At 42.3% G+C, this 16,206-nt stretch carries 14 protein-coding genes; 1 reads left to right on the forward strand and 13 read right to left on the reverse strand.

Annotation, left to right across the window (positions count from 1 at the left end; translation table 11 throughout):
* Position 1: 1 nt before the first annotated feature.
* From J2736_RS13570 to J2736_RS13610, 9 genes are all read right to left on the reverse strand, one after another.
* Positions 2-5,089 carry an OmpL47-type beta-barrel domain-containing protein gene (locus J2736_RS13570; RefSeq protein ID WP_310499136.1) on the reverse strand — a complete coding sequence of 1,696 codons (5,088 nt, stop codon included), beginning with the start codon at positions 5,087-5,089 and terminating at the stop codon, positions 2-4.
* A 131-nt stretch (positions 5,090-5,220) separates the two neighbouring features.
* Entirely contained in the window at positions 5,221-5,424 is a 204-nt protein-coding gene (locus tag J2736_RS13575; RefSeq protein WP_310499137.1) for a Flp family type IVb pilin, read from the reverse strand.
* Positions 5,421-6,779: a CpaF family protein gene (locus J2736_RS13580; protein ID WP_310499138.1), complete on the reverse strand. Its 1,359-nt coding sequence runs from the start codon at positions 6,777-6,779 to the stop codon at positions 5,421-5,423. Before J2736_RS13580 ends, J2736_RS13575 begins: the two co-directional genes overlap by 4 nt.
* 1 nt (position 6,780) lies before the next feature.
* Positions 6,781-7,545, reverse strand: a complete 765-nt coding sequence (locus tag J2736_RS13585; protein WP_310499139.1) for an AAA family ATPase — start codon at positions 7,543-7,545, stop codon at positions 6,781-6,783.
* The gene (gene cpaB, locus J2736_RS13590) at positions 7,542-8,291 is read right to left on the reverse strand and encodes a Flp pilus assembly protein CpaB (RefSeq protein WP_310499140.1); all 750 of its coding nucleotides are present in this window, start codon (positions 8,289-8,291) and stop codon (positions 7,542-7,544) included. Before cpaB ends, J2736_RS13585 begins: the two co-directional genes overlap by 4 nt.
* Positions 8,292-8,309: 18 nt before the next feature.
* Positions 8,310-9,059: a type II secretion system F family protein gene (locus J2736_RS13595; RefSeq protein WP_310499141.1), complete on the reverse strand. Its 750-nt coding sequence runs from the start codon at positions 9,057-9,059 to the stop codon at positions 8,310-8,312.
* Between the two features lie 186 nt (positions 9,060-9,245).
* Positions 9,246-9,932 (reverse strand): type II secretion system F family protein, encoded by a 687-nt coding sequence (locus J2736_RS13600; protein ID WP_310499142.1) that lies wholly within the window; start codon positions 9,930-9,932, stop codon positions 9,246-9,248.
* A gap of 220 nt (positions 9,933-10,152) precedes the next feature.
* Positions 10,153-10,596 carry a TadE/TadG family type IV pilus assembly protein gene (locus J2736_RS13605; protein ID WP_310499143.1) on the reverse strand — a complete coding sequence of 148 codons (444 nt, stop codon included), beginning with the start codon at positions 10,594-10,596 and terminating at the stop codon, positions 10,153-10,155.
* A gap of 26 nt (positions 10,597-10,622) precedes the next feature.
* Positions 10,623-11,066: a TadE/TadG family type IV pilus assembly protein gene (locus tag J2736_RS13610; RefSeq protein ID WP_310499144.1), complete on the reverse strand. Its 444-nt coding sequence runs from the start codon at positions 11,064-11,066 to the stop codon at positions 10,623-10,625.
* A 336-nt stretch (positions 11,067-11,402) separates the two neighbouring features.
* Here J2736_RS13610 and J2736_RS13615 point away from each other — a divergent pair, with 336 nt between their 5' ends.
* A complete protein-coding gene (locus J2736_RS13615; RefSeq protein ID WP_310499145.1) occupies positions 11,403-11,810 on the forward strand; it encodes a DUF192 domain-containing protein in 408 nt (135 codons plus the stop codon).
* 106 nt (positions 11,811-11,916) lie between these two features.
* Here the strand turns inward: J2736_RS13615 and J2736_RS13620 are convergent, their stop codons facing one another.
* The 4 genes from J2736_RS13620 to J2736_RS13635 form a co-directional block, all read right to left on the reverse strand.
* The gene (locus J2736_RS13620) at positions 11,917-13,047 is read right to left on the reverse strand and encodes a glycoside hydrolase family 88 protein (RefSeq protein WP_310499146.1); all 1,131 of its coding nucleotides are present in this window, start codon (positions 13,045-13,047) and stop codon (positions 11,917-11,919) included.
* Between the two features lie 175 nt (positions 13,048-13,222).
* Positions 13,223-14,476, reverse strand: a complete 1,254-nt coding sequence (locus J2736_RS13625) for an MFS transporter (protein WP_310499147.1) — start codon at positions 14,474-14,476, stop codon at positions 13,223-13,225.
* Between the two features lie 4 nt (positions 14,477-14,480).
* Positions 14,481-15,095, reverse strand: coding sequence for a nitroreductase family protein (locus J2736_RS13630; RefSeq protein ID WP_310499148.1), 615 nt, complete (start codon positions 15,093-15,095; stop codon positions 14,481-14,483).
* Between the two features lie 34 nt (positions 15,096-15,129).
* Complete coding sequence (locus tag J2736_RS13635) at positions 15,130-16,182, reverse strand: ABC transporter substrate-binding protein (protein WP_310499149.1); 1,053 nt, start codon at positions 16,180-16,182, stop codon at positions 15,130-15,132.
* Positions 16,183-16,206: the final 24 nt, after the last annotated feature.

The following is a 16,206-nucleotide window of genomic DNA, read 5'->3' on the forward strand; positions in this document are numbered from 1 at the left end:
CTTATTGTTGTGTTATGAGTAAAACATACGGTTCCGTTCCATAGTTTCCATCAGTATCTCTATATCCATAAACTTTAACGTAATATTTCACATTTGCTTGCGCAGTAAACATGAAATCCTCATTGACACCTGCATTTTTATTGTACCTAGAAAGTAACGTTCCGTTCTCATGATAAACTTGAATATCGTAATCCTTAGATGAAGATACACGTGAAACATCTAGTTGCACACGAACTAGCCCTGTACCCGATCGTGTAAAATAATAGTAATCCTCGTCACCAGATACTGAAATATAAGAGGTTACTGGAACACCAAGTGCTGCATTCTTCGCTTCTGGCCAACTATCGTTAGACTCATCATCCGTTACAATTGAACTAACATTTAACGAGTAAGCGTTAGTCGCATCGTAATCATTCGGTGAATCTCCGATTACCGCCACATAATACATGTGATCTTGCTGAACCTCGAACTGTACCTGTTTTAATGTGGCAGTACCTGATACTTTATTAGGATCTAGTCGGTTGCCTTCGTCACGGAATACGTATAACCCATAGTTTTTACCACTTACTCCATTCAGCTTGATAACGATTTTTCCGTTTGCATTTGCTGTGAATTTGTAGTAATCCTTATCTCCGCTAGTTCCAATTGTATAACTGCTATAAGTAGTTCCAGGCACAACCGTTGTCGCTTCCAAATAGGATTCGTTCGGTTCCCCGGAGCTTACTTCAACTGCTCCTACTGAAAGTGTATAACTTGTTCCACTTATCGTACTATTGCCAGAGTTTGTTACTAAGAGATAGTAAGTTTCTCCCATAGTAAAAGAGAGATTCGCCTCTTCATCTATACCTTGTCCTAAATCTTGAATAATAAGTTGATTGCCAGCCGAATTAAGAATAGTAAGATGATAATTAGCATCACTTGGCATGTCTAATTTGATATTCACCCTGCCTGCATTTGTACCTGTTTCGAATTTATAATAATCTTGATCAGTGACAGACGATATAAATCCAACCTTAGAAGATGAAATCCCGATACTCGGTGCTGTCGTTCTATCATTATTATCAGGCTCATTCGCATCTTGATCGGCATCACCAATTAGCACCGTATAAGGAGAAATACCATAATCTGTGTTCGTTAGACCGCTAACCTTAAGATAATACGTAGATCCTGCCGCAACACTAATGTAAGTATTGTTCGGTCCACCAGGTACTATGGATCCTAGAATCATCGAGTTTGAATCAAGGATTTCCAAATTATAATTCTTATAGGTTGGAGGAATAAATGAAATTTTAACTTTACCTAGTGTACTTGCTGTCCAACGATAAAAATCGACATCACCACTCGTTGAAAGATACGATTTCTTGACTCCAACAATGGATGCTGCGTTTTCTTTACTGTTATTTGGCTCATCCGTATCCGGGTTAGGTGTAGGTGGTGCAGTTGGCGTATTGATTAAAACTGTTGCGCTCGTCTCATTACTGATGTTACCAGCAACATCGAGAGTTCTAGCATACACCGTTGTCTGGCCAATTAAACTGACTGCAAACGGGTTACTATAGTTACTCCACGTTCCGTTGGTACCAATTTTGTATTGGCTTGTTAAGACACCACTTTCAGAATCACTTCCCGAAAGGATGGTAACGGTTACTGGGGTGTTAGACCAGTCGTTGGTGCTTAATGCGATGCTTGGAATAGTTGGTGCTGTTTTATCTATATTATTAATTGTATAAGTGGCTGTTGGTGAAACATTGCCTTCTGCATCTGTCCCTCTAGCCTCGAGTGTTCCGTTAGCTGTAAAAGCAACTGGCGAGCTATAGGCTGCCCATGTCCCTCCGTTTATGCGGATCTCTTTGATTGAAACCTCTGCTGGATATGTGACAGTCATATTTACATTACTGTTCGTAGGCGTAGTTTTATCCGCAGTTAGTGTGGGTGCTGTTGGGACTGGTTTAACTATGTTGTTTATCATGTATATGGATATTGGTGAAACATTACCTGCCGCATCTGTCGCTCTAGCCTCGAGTGTTCCGTTAGCTTTAAAAACAACTGGCAAGCTATAGGCTGTCCAAGTTCCACCGTTTATGCAGATCTCTTTGGTTGAAGCATCCGCCGGAAACGTTACAGTCACATTTACATTACTGTTCGTATGCGTAGTACTATCCGCTGTTAACGTAGGTACTGTTGGTGCTACCTTATCGATATTGAACACGGTTATTGTCTTAACCACTTCATTCTCTGCTTGATCTTTCGCATATACGGTGTAGGTTCCATTAACTGGAGCAGCGAAACTGCTTCCACTTAATACTGTACCACCCGTTGCAAAATAGCTTGCAGGTTGATCACCGCTTGCCCATTTCTGAATAGCGATTCCATTATCATCAGTTATAGATGCATGGATGGTTACATCTTGGTTAGTTGGATTTGTCGTTGATAAAGATAGATTAATGCTAGGTGGGAGATGCTCGGCAGGTACATATTTCAGAATGCGATTTCCACCATAGTAGGGATCTCCATCATTACCCGTTACATAAATGCCATTGGAGGATGAAATAACAGTATTAAATCCAAACTCAAATTCATTATAATCTAGCGATTCCATGATTTGTATGTTACCCATAGCATCATACTTAACAATAACAGCAGCATAATTCAATACAACCGGTGCCGGGTCTCCGTCTGTTGAAAAAGCACGACCGAATACAACATAACCCCCATCAGGCGTTTGTTGTACATCATCAAAATAGTCTTCATTACTTCCACCAAACGTTTTTTTCCACTCTACATTTAAATTCACATCATACTTGACGACGATTCCATCATAAGAACCCTTATTTAATCCCGCCATATCGCCGTCCGTAGCGGAACTATAGCCAACAGCAATCAATCCGCCATCCGATGTCTGTCGAATACGATTGAATAGCGAACTTCCATTATTCCCCCCAAATATTTCTTCCTGAACTTCATGTGTTTCCAAATTAAGTACCCGAATAAAAGCTTTGTTATAGTTATTAGAAGTTCCTGCCATATAATAATTGCTACCTGACTTAAATCCCGAGTACCCATGAGTAACATTTGAAGAATATAAGACAGGTGTACGAGGAGTCATCGTAGCGTCATTATTCACGATTACTGTAGCTAGTTGTAAATTCCCCCACGTTCCTTGATTTCCAGCCGCAATTATTGCTCCATCCTCTTCATACGCAATATCAACAATATCAAGGGGAACAGACTGCGAACCCGTCAAGTTGCCATATTGATCAAACCTATGTACAACATTTCCACCCGCAGCAATATATTCACTTCCATCATCATTGCTTTTAATACTAAAATAACTCCAAGTTTTATAGTCAGCTTCTGCAGTGTTTTTCTTCCACTGTTCATTAAAATTGGCATCATACTTAACAATTGTTGAAGATGAAGTACCACTTTCATCCATTGTCCATCCACCAGCAATAAATCCACCGTCTGGTGTTGGTGCTATTGCATTTAAATAACCCGTATTATTGTTATAACTGACAGTTTTCCATACTTCGGTTTTATCCTCTATCGTTTTAACCGCTTCATTCCCGGTAAGATCCTTCGCATACACCGTATAGGTTCCATTAGCTGGAACAACAAAGCTAGTTCCACTAAATACTGTACCACCTGTTTTAAAGTAACTGGCCGGTTGATCGCCGACTGCCCACTTTTGCACAGCGATTCCGCTAGCATCTGAAATAGTCGCCTGAATCGTTAACGGGTAATTGGCAGAGTTCGGAGTTGATTTTGAGAGTGAAATACTGGGTGGTTCAATTTCTCCATATTTTAGAATGGTAGATCCACCACCCGATTTATGACCATGCGTATAAAGATTATTGGTAGTTGAAATAAGACTATCACTACCAGCATCTGGCTTCACTTCTTGTAAGTTACCCTGCGCATCATACTTAACACTCACTCTTGAGGACTTAATCGATAGCATATCTTTATCTGTCGACCAAGAGTAACCTAATACAATATATTCGCCATCCGAAGTTTGTTGAACATCTGTAAAATAGTCGTCACTACTACCTCCAAACGCTCGTTTCCATTGAATAGTCATATTCGCATTATATTTGACGATGATTCCATCGTTAGAGCCTTTATTTAATCCTGTCATATCACCGTCAGTAGCGGCGCTATTGCCAACTGCAATTAATCCGCCATCCGATGTTTTTCGAATACGAGAATAACTAGAATAGCCATTACTTCCTCCAAATGTTATATTGTTATAGTTATTAGGATTTGTACCAACAACATGAATATTTGCATATTTATTGTAATATCCTGCTATATAATACTTTCCGGCTATTTTCAGATACGATCTAGCATCTGTATATGACTCCCACGGATTATTCTCCCAATTAAAAGGATCATTACCAATCGGAGTGTATCCTATATAAGAGGTGTACGAGACATGTGAAATCGGAGACATTGTAGCATCATTATTAACTTTTACCATAGCTACTTTTTGTTCTTCCCAACCTTGTATTACACTTCCAACCGCAATTATCGCGCCGTCATCGTCATACGCAACATCGCTTACATTACTCATATAGCTTCCCGGAACATTATAAAGAATAACTTTTGAACCTGTTAAGTTGCCATTTTGATCAAACCTATGAACAACATCTCCTCCCCCAGCAATGTACTCAGTTCCATTAGCATTGCTCTTAATACTGTTATAGCCATAGAAAGTACCATAACCACTCGAATAATCATAACCTTCGATTGTCTTTTTCCATTGTTCATTAAAATTTGCATCATACTTTACTAATAAAGCTGTATAAATGTTATTATTATTTGTAATAGATATATATCCACCCGCTATAAAACCACCGTCCGGTGTTGGTGCTACTACGGTTATAACCCCTTCATGAGTAAGTTCAGCTACAGCATTCCATCCTTTTGTTTCCGCATAAGATGTAGTTACAAACAAAAAACACCCCATCATCAGAGCTAAAGTCAACGAAACAATGGTTTTAACAATATTTTTTAATTGAAAGCCATAAAAACTATCGCTATATGTACTACTATTTAAATCATGCTCATCGCGTTCATTAATCTGCATAAGTTTGACTCCTTCGCATTTCTTGACACACTCATTAATAACTCGTAGTCTAAACATAAGGCTGGAAGCGACCTAACTCAGTCCTCGCCAAAGCACTCGGGTTAAGCGTCACTTCTGGCTGATTGTATCCCCTACGTCACTCCTTCCATATACGTAATAATTCTGGTAAATAGGTTTGTTAGTGCCCCTCTAAACAATACCAACGTAGCAATAATAATGACCGCAACTACCCCAATTACAATGGCGTATTCACTTAGTGCTTGTCCTTCTTCTTTCTTCTTAAAATCTTCCAAAAAATTACATAACTTGAAATATGAATTGTACAACATCCTCATCCCTGTTCACCTCCTTTCATGGCAAAGTGGTTCGCAAACCCAGTGGCCATCCATTTATCAGTGGCACTCACTTTCTCTCCAGTTGACACAAGATCCCCTACGTTCTGATCCCATTTAAATATCGTCTGTAGCTGTATTCGATCATTCTCAACAGCCAGTACCTCAACAATCTCAGTGACCTTCCGCTTTCCATCGCGTAATTTCCCTAGCTGAACAATGAAGTCAATTGCCGAGGAAACCTGTTGTCGAATTGCAGGTATTGGTAATTCAAGCCCTGACATCAGTACCATTGTTTCTAGACGACTTAACATATCGGCAGCCGAATTCGCATGGCCTGTAGACAAGGAGCCATCATGGCCTGTATTCATCGCTTGCAGCATATCTAGCGCTTCTCCGCCACGCACTTCCCCAACAATGATGCGATCTGGCCGCATGCGCAGTGCTGTACGTAGAAGCTCGCGAATCTTAATCTCACCTTTGCCCTCAATATTGGCAGGCCGCGTTTCCAAGCGAACCAGATTCTCCACATTGTTTAACTTAAGCTCCGCCGCATCTTCGATGGTGACAACTCGGTCCTGACTTGGTACAAACATCCCCAACGCATTCAAGAATGTCGTCTTTCCTGAGCCTGTTCCACCCGAAATAATGATGTTATACTTAGCCTCCACCAGCATCCCAAGCCATTCGGCTATTTCGCTTGAAAGAGTGCCGACTTCAACCAATTGGCCCATGGTATAGGGTTTTTCCGGGAATTTCCGAATCGTAACCGCTGGCCCATCCAAGGAAACAGGATTAAGCACCACATTCACCCGAGAACCGTTTGGTAACCTTGCATCAACGATCGGTTCACTTTCGTTTACTTTGCGATTAATCGGAGACACAATTTTTTCAATAACATGCAATAATTCTTCTTGCCTTGAGAAAGTTAGTGGCTGCCCTTTGCGATCACGTGCAATTTGCAAGAGGCCATCCTTCTCGATGTAAATTTTCTTGATGCCATTCACCATAATCTCCGTAACTTGGGTGTCATGGATAAGGGCATCCAGAATGCCGAAACCGAACATGGTATGCATTAATTGCTCTAGAATTTCTGAGCGATCATACGAGCTCAGCATCCATTCCGTTCGTTGTGACGCCAGTTCATCTTCGATAATTTTCCAAATCATATTGCGAATGTATGCAATATCCTGCTTCATATCACTAGCGAACAATTCGCGATTATCCGCAATCTTTTGTCTGACTCTACCAAATATTTCCGTCTTATAGTTTCCTGCATCCATCGTTTCAATTGCCGCTGCGGTTTCATTGTGCAGTAAAGCTTCTTGTCGACGTTTAATTAAGTCCTCAATACTCAACTTAGACCACCTGCAACATTATTTTTTGGGCTAACTGTTGGAACATAGCAGAAACTTTCCTCTTCCCAGATAAATCCATTGGTATACCAGAATTTACATGTCGTTGCACCTGTTTCGATATATCAGGAATTTCACTAAGCAGTGTAAAGCCAATTTCCTCTTGAAATTCTTTATTACTGAAGCCTGAATATTTCGTCACACGATTTGCAATGAGATAGACTTTTTCCTTAGGAATATGCAAACTCGCCAGAATTTCTTTGAACAGAATTACTTTCCAACCTGATGCGACATCCTGCAAAGTCGGAATAAGCAGCAGATCTGCGGATTCGATACAAGCGATATTGCGTTCACATAATTCAGAAGAAGTATCCACAAGAATGACCGCATAATCCTCTTTCTTTGCTGTTTCAATCAGATAATCGGTATACACACTAGACAGCTTCTCCATCTTGAGCGGTGATGCACTTAGTAATAAATGAAAATCTCGAATGTCTTTATAGGGAACTATCGCATCTTTAAAATAACCTGCAAAATGATCATAGTTCGGCAATTCCACGCTCTGCTCCAAAACCGTAATGAGACTTGATAGGCCGCTTCCTCTTATCGGGATTTTGCACATAGCCGGTAATCCCCCATACCCAGCCATATCCACCAACAACGTTTTCTTTCCCTGCTTGGCATATTGCAAAGCTAAATTGAGTGCCAGTGTGGATTTACCTGAACCTCCTTGGGGAGAATGCAGCGTAATCACAAGTGGAGCTTTCATTCCTTTTTCCCCCCGGCTGGTTTAAATTTTTGTGAGCTGGTTGGATTCTGCGGTTTGGCAGAACGTTCCCCCACTCGCGAAGAATCTAGAAGTAAGTCGATCTTTCCTTTTCTTTTCGCAAATGCTAAATCTTGAGCCGCTTGGGAACTAACTAATAAGGTGATATTCTGACCACTCGTCCTATTCGCTCTGTCCTTTTCACTAATCGCCTCAACTTCAAATATTTCGATTCCCTGGAGAATCGTCGTGGAGTACGAACTTTCCGCATCTGTACTTGAACTTGTAAAAATGACATCAACGATATCGCCTTTTTTCAAGCTGTACCCCAGGCTTCCTTCCGCATCAAGACTGATGGAAATTGCCTTTTTATCTGCTGGAATATAGAACGAACGTCCCAAATCACTAATATTAATTTTGCTTCCATCCGTCGTCGTTTGTTCACTTGGTATCACTTTTCTCACATCATTAACGATGACTTCACCTTTTTTAAAAGAGTCCATGGCCATGGCGCCAGTTAGATCGGACACATTGCGGATGGCATTCGGAGCAAGTAGATGTTGACTCGATGTATTGACTTGAATCGTTGTAAACATGTCCGGTTTCATGGCCGTCTGTACCGGTATATCTACAGCTGCCACAACAACGGTTACTTCATCACGCAAAGATTTTAAATAGGCATGACTAACGAATGCAATAATGACAGATAGCACAATACCTAATGAAACTCGAACCCACGTTGATTTCATTTCTAGCCCACCTTTTAGTTACACATGAATGTCAACAATTTTTCTGCTAATCCAATAATTAATAAGGATTAAAATAAATCCAACAAACAACAAAAGCTTCCCAACCCATGAATCGTACATGGCCTCCATATATTCTGGAGAGAGGAGTGTTAGACACCCTACTATAAAAACCGGCATTATAGAGAGCATTCTGGCTTCCATTTGTTTTCCAGCTGTTAATACTTGAATCTCATTGCTGATTTCAATTTTTTCTGAGATGACTTTTGAGATATTAACTAAGATTTCCGTTAAATTACCTCCTCTCTTCTTCGCAATTAACGTTGCATTCACGAAGTCTGTAACATCCTCCAAATGTACGCGATCTCTAAAAGCATGAAGAACCTCGTCAACGGTGTAGCCCATTTGTAATTCTTCCACCATGTACTGAAACTCTCGCACGATAGGTGCATCTTTATCCTCGCTGAAAATGTTTTCTAAATCCTGCACACATCTTTCAATCGCTGTCTGAAGGGATGCCCCAGCACGGAGGGATGAGACCAATGAAAACATGGCTTCCTTTAGCTGATTGTTGAGTAAGCGACGACGCTTTTTGATCAAGCCTAAAATAATAAATCTAGGATAAAAAACACCTGCCAAGCTAATTAACAGCGCAAAGGGAAAGCTTCGGAAAATAAAGAGCATGAATAGAAAAATGGCAAAGCAAATTGGGAGAGTGTACATAAAGTACTTCTTCGTATTCAGTGCGTAATACCGTTGTTCTTTATTCAAACGGAGCATACGATCGGAAAACGATCTTTTCCTCCCCGACTCCCCACGCAAAAAACGATAATACTTCTTTAAGTGATATTTCTCAGGTATCTGACCGAACAGAAGATCTGATACAAGCGAATATGAAACGAACACGACATAGACAAGTAGACAAGTAAGTAATAGTAACATAGGGGCTCCTGCGGATTAATATTTAAAAAACTTTAATATGGAGAACACGGCTGGAACAATCAGAAAGATCATTAATGCAGGGAGAACAAGACCAATCATGGGTAGAAATAGCTTGATGGAAGCTTTGCCAGCTAATTCCTTCGCAATCCCTTTTCTTTTCGCCCACGATTCATTAGCCTGCTCACGAAGCACATGCGTAATTCCCGATGAACCCTTTTCTAACGTTTGCGTAAGGACAGAAACGAACATCGTAATTTCATCAATTCGTACTCTTGTTGCCAGGCCTTCGAAGGCTTCTTTTTGCGGGATCCCCACTGAAATCTGTTGCAAAGTTTTTCGCAATTCCTCCGTAAGTGCCCCTGTTTTCACACTGCATATTTCTTCTAGTGCTTGATTCAAGGAAAGCCCTGCATCCGTAGTTACCGCTAAAGACAGCAGGATCGAAGGAATATCACGATAAATTTCCCATTTTCGCTTTTTTATTTGGATGTTTAAGAGTTGGTCAGGAATGTAATAAGAAATTAAGGTCAACAACATACCAAGTAAAAACAAAAAAGGCGATGGTTGAAAAACATTTAGTAGTAACATATAGAGGAAGACCAAACAAGCAGCTAAAATTTTCAAAGCAATGAATTGCTCTACCGTTACTTCTTTATTGACATACAGCGTTGCAAGCTTATTCCGGTATGGATCCCATCTCACGTAATTCGTTTTAATACGGAATAATCTAATAATAATATGAAGAATAGGGGTTACTTTTTGTAGTAGATAAGAAGAAGAAAATGAGGTAGGTTGACCTCTAGAAAGTACGATGTCTATTACCTTTCGAAAGGGGCTTCCCCTAAACATCTTATGTACAGGCACGAATGTAAGGAAACAAATACAAAATATACAAAATGTTATTAGGCTACTCATGTTGTTCTCACCTTTGCGTCTGATTAGGATCATAACCAATGGAGCTTGCGCTTGCGTGTATCTTGTAGCTTGTTTCATTAAAGAGACGAAGGAAAAATAAAGGTACTTGAGCTTCTACTTCAATTACACACGTATTCGGAGAGTCCGATGGAATTTCAAGGCTTATTAAGCGAGCCGTAGGCATGTTATCTCTCATTAATTGATCTACCATTTGGTACGCCTTACTTGTATTAAGAACGATTTTCCTCTCTCCATACCAAACAGATAAATCCAATGAATGAATAGCTGCACGTGCTGCAGCATCTGCAGCCATATCCAACTTGATTCGGTTATATACCACATAGGAGCCGTCGATGGCAATTCCCATAATCGCTAAAATGACCGGCATTGTAATAGCGAAGAATGTTGCAGAAAAGCCATCTTCTTCTCGAAACTTAGCAAGTAACTTCATTCTGATCTCCGCCTTGTCATGTAGATTTAAATTTCCTGAGGTGGGGCAAAGCGGTAGAACACTTCAGATTTCACAGGTTGGCTGTTCGTTCCCGTAATCTCTTTGATAAAAGGAAGACTTAATTTAAAATAATACGTAACGGTAATTTGTATGAGTCCTGTATTCTCGTTCTTAATTGTTTCTACTTCTGGAGGGCTTGCGCCTACTGGCAGCATTTGAAGTACCTGCAAGGAGGCATTTTTTATAAATTGCTCCTTTTGTTGTTCGGAATACTGAATGTTTGTTCTAAAATTCAAAGCTTCTCTTCCTCCTTGATGTGCGGAAAATAAAACAACACTTTTGGCAAAAATAAAAAGGCCAAAATAAATCATTGCCATAATAATCAATAAAATGAGAGGCATGATGATAGCGAACTCAACAACAGATTGCCCCTTTTCATCATGTAGTTTTTGTCGTAATGTCTTTAGCATGATTAGCTTCCTTTCCAAACTCACTTTGGCTTTCCACAAAAAAGCATTATAAATTTTTTTTTTATAAATTAAATATTAATATAAAATTTTATATCAATCAGAATATTCAATAAGTATCTTATATGATCTTTATTGTCGAATACTGTCGAAATAAGTCGTGAAAATTGGTGATTTCATAAATTTTTCATAAAAGTTTTACAAAACTTTACTATATTTTAGTAATAAAATCCTATTATTTTATAGGTAATAAGTCATGGTTATTTATCATATTTTCACATCCTCCATTTAGACTTTTTTTATTTTTTTTAATTTTCAAATAACATTTGAGGTGTTTAAATGCTACTGATTTTAGAGAAATCACAGACAATAATCGCTACCCAAATCCAGTTCGCAGACAGCTTCTTTACACGTTTCATAGGCTGGATGGCAAAAAGAACTATTAATGATAACGAATGTCTAATTATCCACCCTTGTAATTCTGTACATACTTTTTTTATGAAATTTGAGATTGATATATTATTCCTAGATGAAAGTGACTACATTCTGAGTATTCGCGAACAAATGCGTCCATTCCGTCTAACTCCCATTGTTCAACATGCTGTAAGAGTGGTTGAGTTAAAAGGAGGCACAATTCAACAGTTCAACATTGAAATTGGAGATCGAATTGTATGGGGAGGTAGAGCCGGTGGGGAGCGTATATCAATGCACAATAGTTTCTGCGATATCTACAAGGAGGAGAATTGAGCAGGTTGAAAACCTTTGGCATCGGATTTTCGTCGACTACATCAAAAAAAAGAGCTGCCCTCAAGCAGCACAATGCTACTCGAAAACAGCTCTACTTTCATACAACCTACCAGAAAAACTCGCCATGCCCGAGCAGTCGGGAAAGCCCCTCAACAAAGTAATAATCGCCGTAGATGAGCGGAACGTCAATGTTCTTCCCCTCAGGATAATGGCTTGTACCGTGAGTAACTAACCCCTCTTCGGTTTCGGAATCCCATGCGCCGTAGTTCGTGTACAACGAGTGAAGAATCCGCTCGCCCGCCTCGCGGTACAGGGATGCTTCCTGGCTGTTCACTTGCTCCGCAATTAAGAGCAAGCCGCACGCCGCGCACGCGCCTGCCGAGGAATCACGATACGCCGGGATGCCGTCCGGCAAACGGAAATCCCAATGCGGCACATGATCTTCCGGTAGATTTGCCAAAAAGAAATGCGCAGCGCGCTTCGCCGCTTGTAGATATTTCTCATCACCCGTGTACTTGTAGCTGAGGCTCATACCATAAATGGCCCACGCAGTTCCACGCGACCAAGCCGATTCAGGTGCAAAGCCCTGCCCGCCGTTCACGGAAAGCTTTTCACCGGTGGCAGGATCGAAGATCACGATATGATTCACCGATCCATCGGGACGGATGAAGTGCTCAACGGCCATGTTCGCATGTCTTACAGCGATTTCTTTGAAGCGCGGATCACCCGTGGTCAGTGACGCCCAGTGCAACAAAGGCAAGTTCATCATGCAGTCGATAATGGCCCAACCTGCATTGTCTTCACCCTCGCGCCAAGGATTCCACGCACGAATGTAGTTTCCCTTCACATTAAAGCGTGCCGCAAGCAGATTCGCCGCAAGCAAAGCCCTGCGCTTGGAGTCATCTGCACCCGTTAGCTTGTAGTTGGCAACACTCGTCAATGTCCACATGAAGCCGATGTCGTGATCCAGACGATAGTAGTCGGTAACAACTTGATCGAGCTGCTGCTCACAAGACTCCGCCAACTGCTTCAATCCTTCATCTTTCGTATCACGATATAAAAGCCACAACAATCCAGGCCAGAAGCCCGCTGTCCACCAATAGGCCGGCTCCAGCTTATATTCTCCGCCAACACTTGCATGTGGAAAGCCATCACCAATGCGTTTGCTTGTTTTGTCTACTTTTGTTACGGTCTGTGCCCATGCTTCTTGGGCCCACCCCTTCTGAATTGTTGCCATCTGTAACACTCCTCGCCAAGTTTGTTGAAACGTTTAACCTATTATACCACCTGGCTTCGCGGAATGCTCGGCTTCTTTATAACTTGCGGATATCAATTCTGTTACATCTACAACAGTCTCCCCACAGCACAGCCCTTTACGCAAAAAAAACGAGCCCCAAGGAGCTCGTTTCATTTTAATTTGCAGTGGATGATACACGCGTCACGGTTTGGGCTAATTCCAACTCTGCCTTCCGCGATTGGTAACTTCCAATGTGAAAAGCCTGCCAGCAACTGACGCCAAAAACGAGCATAGCCGTAATAAACCAACCACGGATGCCGAATTGCGCGACGATAACGCCACCGAGAAGCGGTCCGGTTAGGCAGCCAAGGAACATCCATGAGTTCACCATGGCGAAGGTCTGTCCCTCCATCCCCTTGCGGACTAAGCCTCGCACTTGGGCCTGAATATTGGGCATCATACCCGCTACGCACAGGCCGAGTGTAAATCGACACGCAAGGATGAGCGGATAGAGATGTGTCACAGCTTGCACGATACAGAGGAGAAACGCAGTGCTCGTCGCTATTTTGAGCAACAATAAGGGTCCTACGCGATCGGATAGCATACCCAGCAACGGGGAGAAAACGATAACGGCGAGAGAGGTCGCCGATAAGGTGATGCCAAGCAGCCATTGATCGTTGAAAAAGGTGAGCTTATGCGCGGATTGCCGCACATAGTAAGGAATAATTGGATTCGTTCCGACTAGTGCGAAATTAATACAAAGGGCACTAAGCAGCAGCGAGGGGAGCGGCTTCATCCGCCAAATTTGCTTCCAGTCGGATAGCCATGTGCTTCGTTCCATTTTAGCATCGACAGGTGCACGTGGACCTTCTTTAACAAAGCAAAATACGCTGACGGTCGCAAGCAAAATACATACACTCATAGCCGGATACGCGCCTCTTACTGCGTAAAATGTAAGTAAAGAGGACGCGATCAAGGGGCCAATTAGCGAACCGGTCTCGCCCATCATTTGCATGGTGCCAGCCGAAACGCCAACTTTATTCTTGGCAGCTCCAATCAAGATCAGCACCATCGTGAATGGCAGGATGCCAGTAAAGCAGCCCTGTGCCAATCGCAGCAGCGCCAACTGCCAAGGCTCAGTGGCAAGTGACATGCAAGCCGTAACGAGGGTCATCCCCAATCCTGACCATAGCATCACAGGCTTACGCCCGTAACGATCTCCGATGCGCCCCAGGAAGGGCATGAGCAGCATCATAATCATGAAATTGGCCGAAAATATGGCGCCTGACCATATGTAAAGCGAATCCCCACTTACATGCCCAACATCCTGAAGGAAGCTGGGCAAAAGGGGAACGAACATGCCGTGCGCGGTCGATACAAGCAATTGTACAGAGAGCAACGCTGCAAACTGCCGGTTCCACGAGTCCATCGAACTAGAAAGAGCCTTCGATGATACTCTCGCTCAATGAGCGTCGTCCATTCGGCAGCTCACGTTGCTGAAAGTCTTCGGCTAACGTTTCACGTGCTCCACGGTAACCTAAAGCAATCACAGCATGAAGCTCATACTCCGCTGGAATCTGAAGTACTTCACGTGCCTTGTCTCTCTCATAGCCGCCAACAGCACGCGTAGCCAGACCTAGCAAGTGGGCTTGAAAAGCAAGGGATGCCCAAGCTGCACCTGCATCAAACGCATGCGCACCACTAGGTTCACCATCCTGACGGAACTTATTGGACAGGATTAGCAACAGAACAGGAGCATGCTCCGTCCACAATTGATTATTCGGCTTAATAAACGATTGGAACTTCTGTTTCTGTTCCTCTGTTTGGGCGACGACGAATCGCCATGGCTGCAGATTGGAGCTGGAAGGCGCCCAGCGAGCAGCTTCTAGAATCGTGTACAAGGTCTCATTCGTGACTTCTTTCTCTTCAAAAGCACGCGACGACCAACGATTCAGAAACAGCGAATGAACAGGATAATCCGCCTTACGATTAGCCTCCACTTCGGGAGTTAAATCAGCTTGATTAACTACTTGTAAGGATACAGTCATGTCATCATTCCCTTTCTGAATAGGCATGTTGCCTTTATTTAAGTAACCACTGATTCAGATCAAAATCCTTCTCCGCCAGCTTCTCATCAACCAAGAATTTCTTCGTTCCATCAAGCAGTTTCACACCATCATCCTTGAAATTAACCTCTTTTATCGTCTCAATTGGTGTAACCTTCTTGTTCAATTCCGGTGTGAACCCATTTAATTGAGATAAGAATTGATAATATTCATCCGGTTTGGATTGTAAATCTTTGAGCGCTTTTTGCCTTGCTTCATTCCAAACCTTCGGGAAATCAGGGAATTTCTTCAGGTAGTCCTCAGACACAACCGTAAGGCTACCTCCAATTAAATTGGAATGCTTGGTCGCCTCATCAATTAATGGGAATCCATTCTCAATTTGTTTCAAAGCAAAGATTGCACTGTTCGTCATCGCGTCCACTTCGCCACGAGACAATGCCGCTTCACCATCCGGACGCAGCATATGAATGAACTTCACGTCGGGCACATGTTGTTCTTTCACAAGGCCGGCAATATAGCGGTGCATGAAGGAACCTTTCTGAATTGCGATCGTTTTACCTTTCAAATCTGCAAGCGTTGTAGGTCCACCTTTTTTACCAATCAAATAACCTATATTGTCTGTTGAGTTCTGGGTTATCGCTCTCGTCTTCGCTCCCGTGGAACGAGCAAGTATCGCTGGCGTATCGCCCAAACTGCCGAAATCCAATCTGCCGCTAATTAACGACTCGCTTTGGTCAGGTCCGTTCGGAAAAGCTACGGGCTTAACCTCGGTGATGCCGTACTTTTTGAGCTCCTCTTGGATAATCCCTTTGTACAAGCCCCAACCCTCTGCACCACCTGGGAAATTCAGCTTGTTCGTGCCAATGTAACCGTAGTTGATAACTGCAGGTGGTTGCGCCTTGGCAGCTCCGCCACTTGTCGCTGCTGCACTAGCACCTGCCGTCTTGGCACCTCCATCCGAATTGCCACAAGCCGCCAAGAAAGCAACCATAGCCGCTAAAATCAAAACCAAATGCGTGGTACGGAAAAGTCCGAATCCCCTTTTAATTCGCTTCTGTCTCTCTATCATCTTCCATTCTCCTTTCAATTTGGA

Origin of the sequence: Paenibacillus qinlingensis (assembly GCF_031455095.1) — a bacterium.
Lineage (GTDB): Bacteria > Bacillota > Bacilli > Paenibacillales > NBRC-103111 > Paenibacillus_E > Paenibacillus_E qinlingensis_A.

Excerpts from the sequence above, each read along its gene's own strand:
- J2736_RS13570 (WP_310499136.1), bottom strand. The coding sequence starts at position 5,089 with ATGCAGATTAATGAACGCGATGAGCATGATTTAAATAGTAGTACATAT.
- J2736_RS13575 (WP_310499137.1), bottom strand. The coding sequence starts at position 5,424 with ATGAGGATGTTGTACAATTCATATTTCAAGTTATGTAATTTTTTGGAA.
- J2736_RS13585 (WP_310499139.1), bottom strand. The coding sequence starts at position 7,545 with ATGAAAGCTCCACTTGTGATTACGCTGCATTCTCCCCAAGGAGGTTCA.
- cpaB (WP_310499140.1), bottom strand. The coding sequence starts at position 8,291 with ATGAAATCAACGTGGGTTCGAGTTTCATTAGGTATTGTGCTATCTGTC.
- J2736_RS13605 (WP_310499143.1), bottom strand. The coding sequence starts at position 10,596 with ATGAAGTTACTTGCTAAGTTTCGAGAAGAAGATGGCTTTTCTGCAACA.
- J2736_RS13610 (WP_310499144.1), bottom strand. The coding sequence starts at position 11,066 with ATGCTAAAGACATTACGACAAAAACTACATGATGAAAAGGGGCAATCT.
- J2736_RS13615 (WP_310499145.1), top strand. The coding sequence starts at position 11,403 with ATGCTACTGATTTTAGAGAAATCACAGACAATAATCGCTACCCAAATC.
- J2736_RS13620 (WP_310499146.1), bottom strand. The coding sequence starts at position 13,047 with ATGGCAACAATTCAGAAGGGGTGGGCCCAAGAAGCATGGGCACAGACC.
- J2736_RS13625 (WP_310499147.1), bottom strand. The coding sequence starts at position 14,476 with ATGGACTCGTGGAACCGGCAGTTTGCAGCGTTGCTCTCTGTACAATTG.
- J2736_RS13630 (WP_310499148.1), bottom strand. The coding sequence starts at position 15,095 with ATGACTGTATCCTTACAAGTAGTTAATCAAGCTGATTTAACTCCCGAA.
- J2736_RS13635 (WP_310499149.1), bottom strand. The coding sequence starts at position 16,182 with ATGATAGAGAGACAGAAGCGAATTAAAAGGGGATTCGGACTTTTCCGT.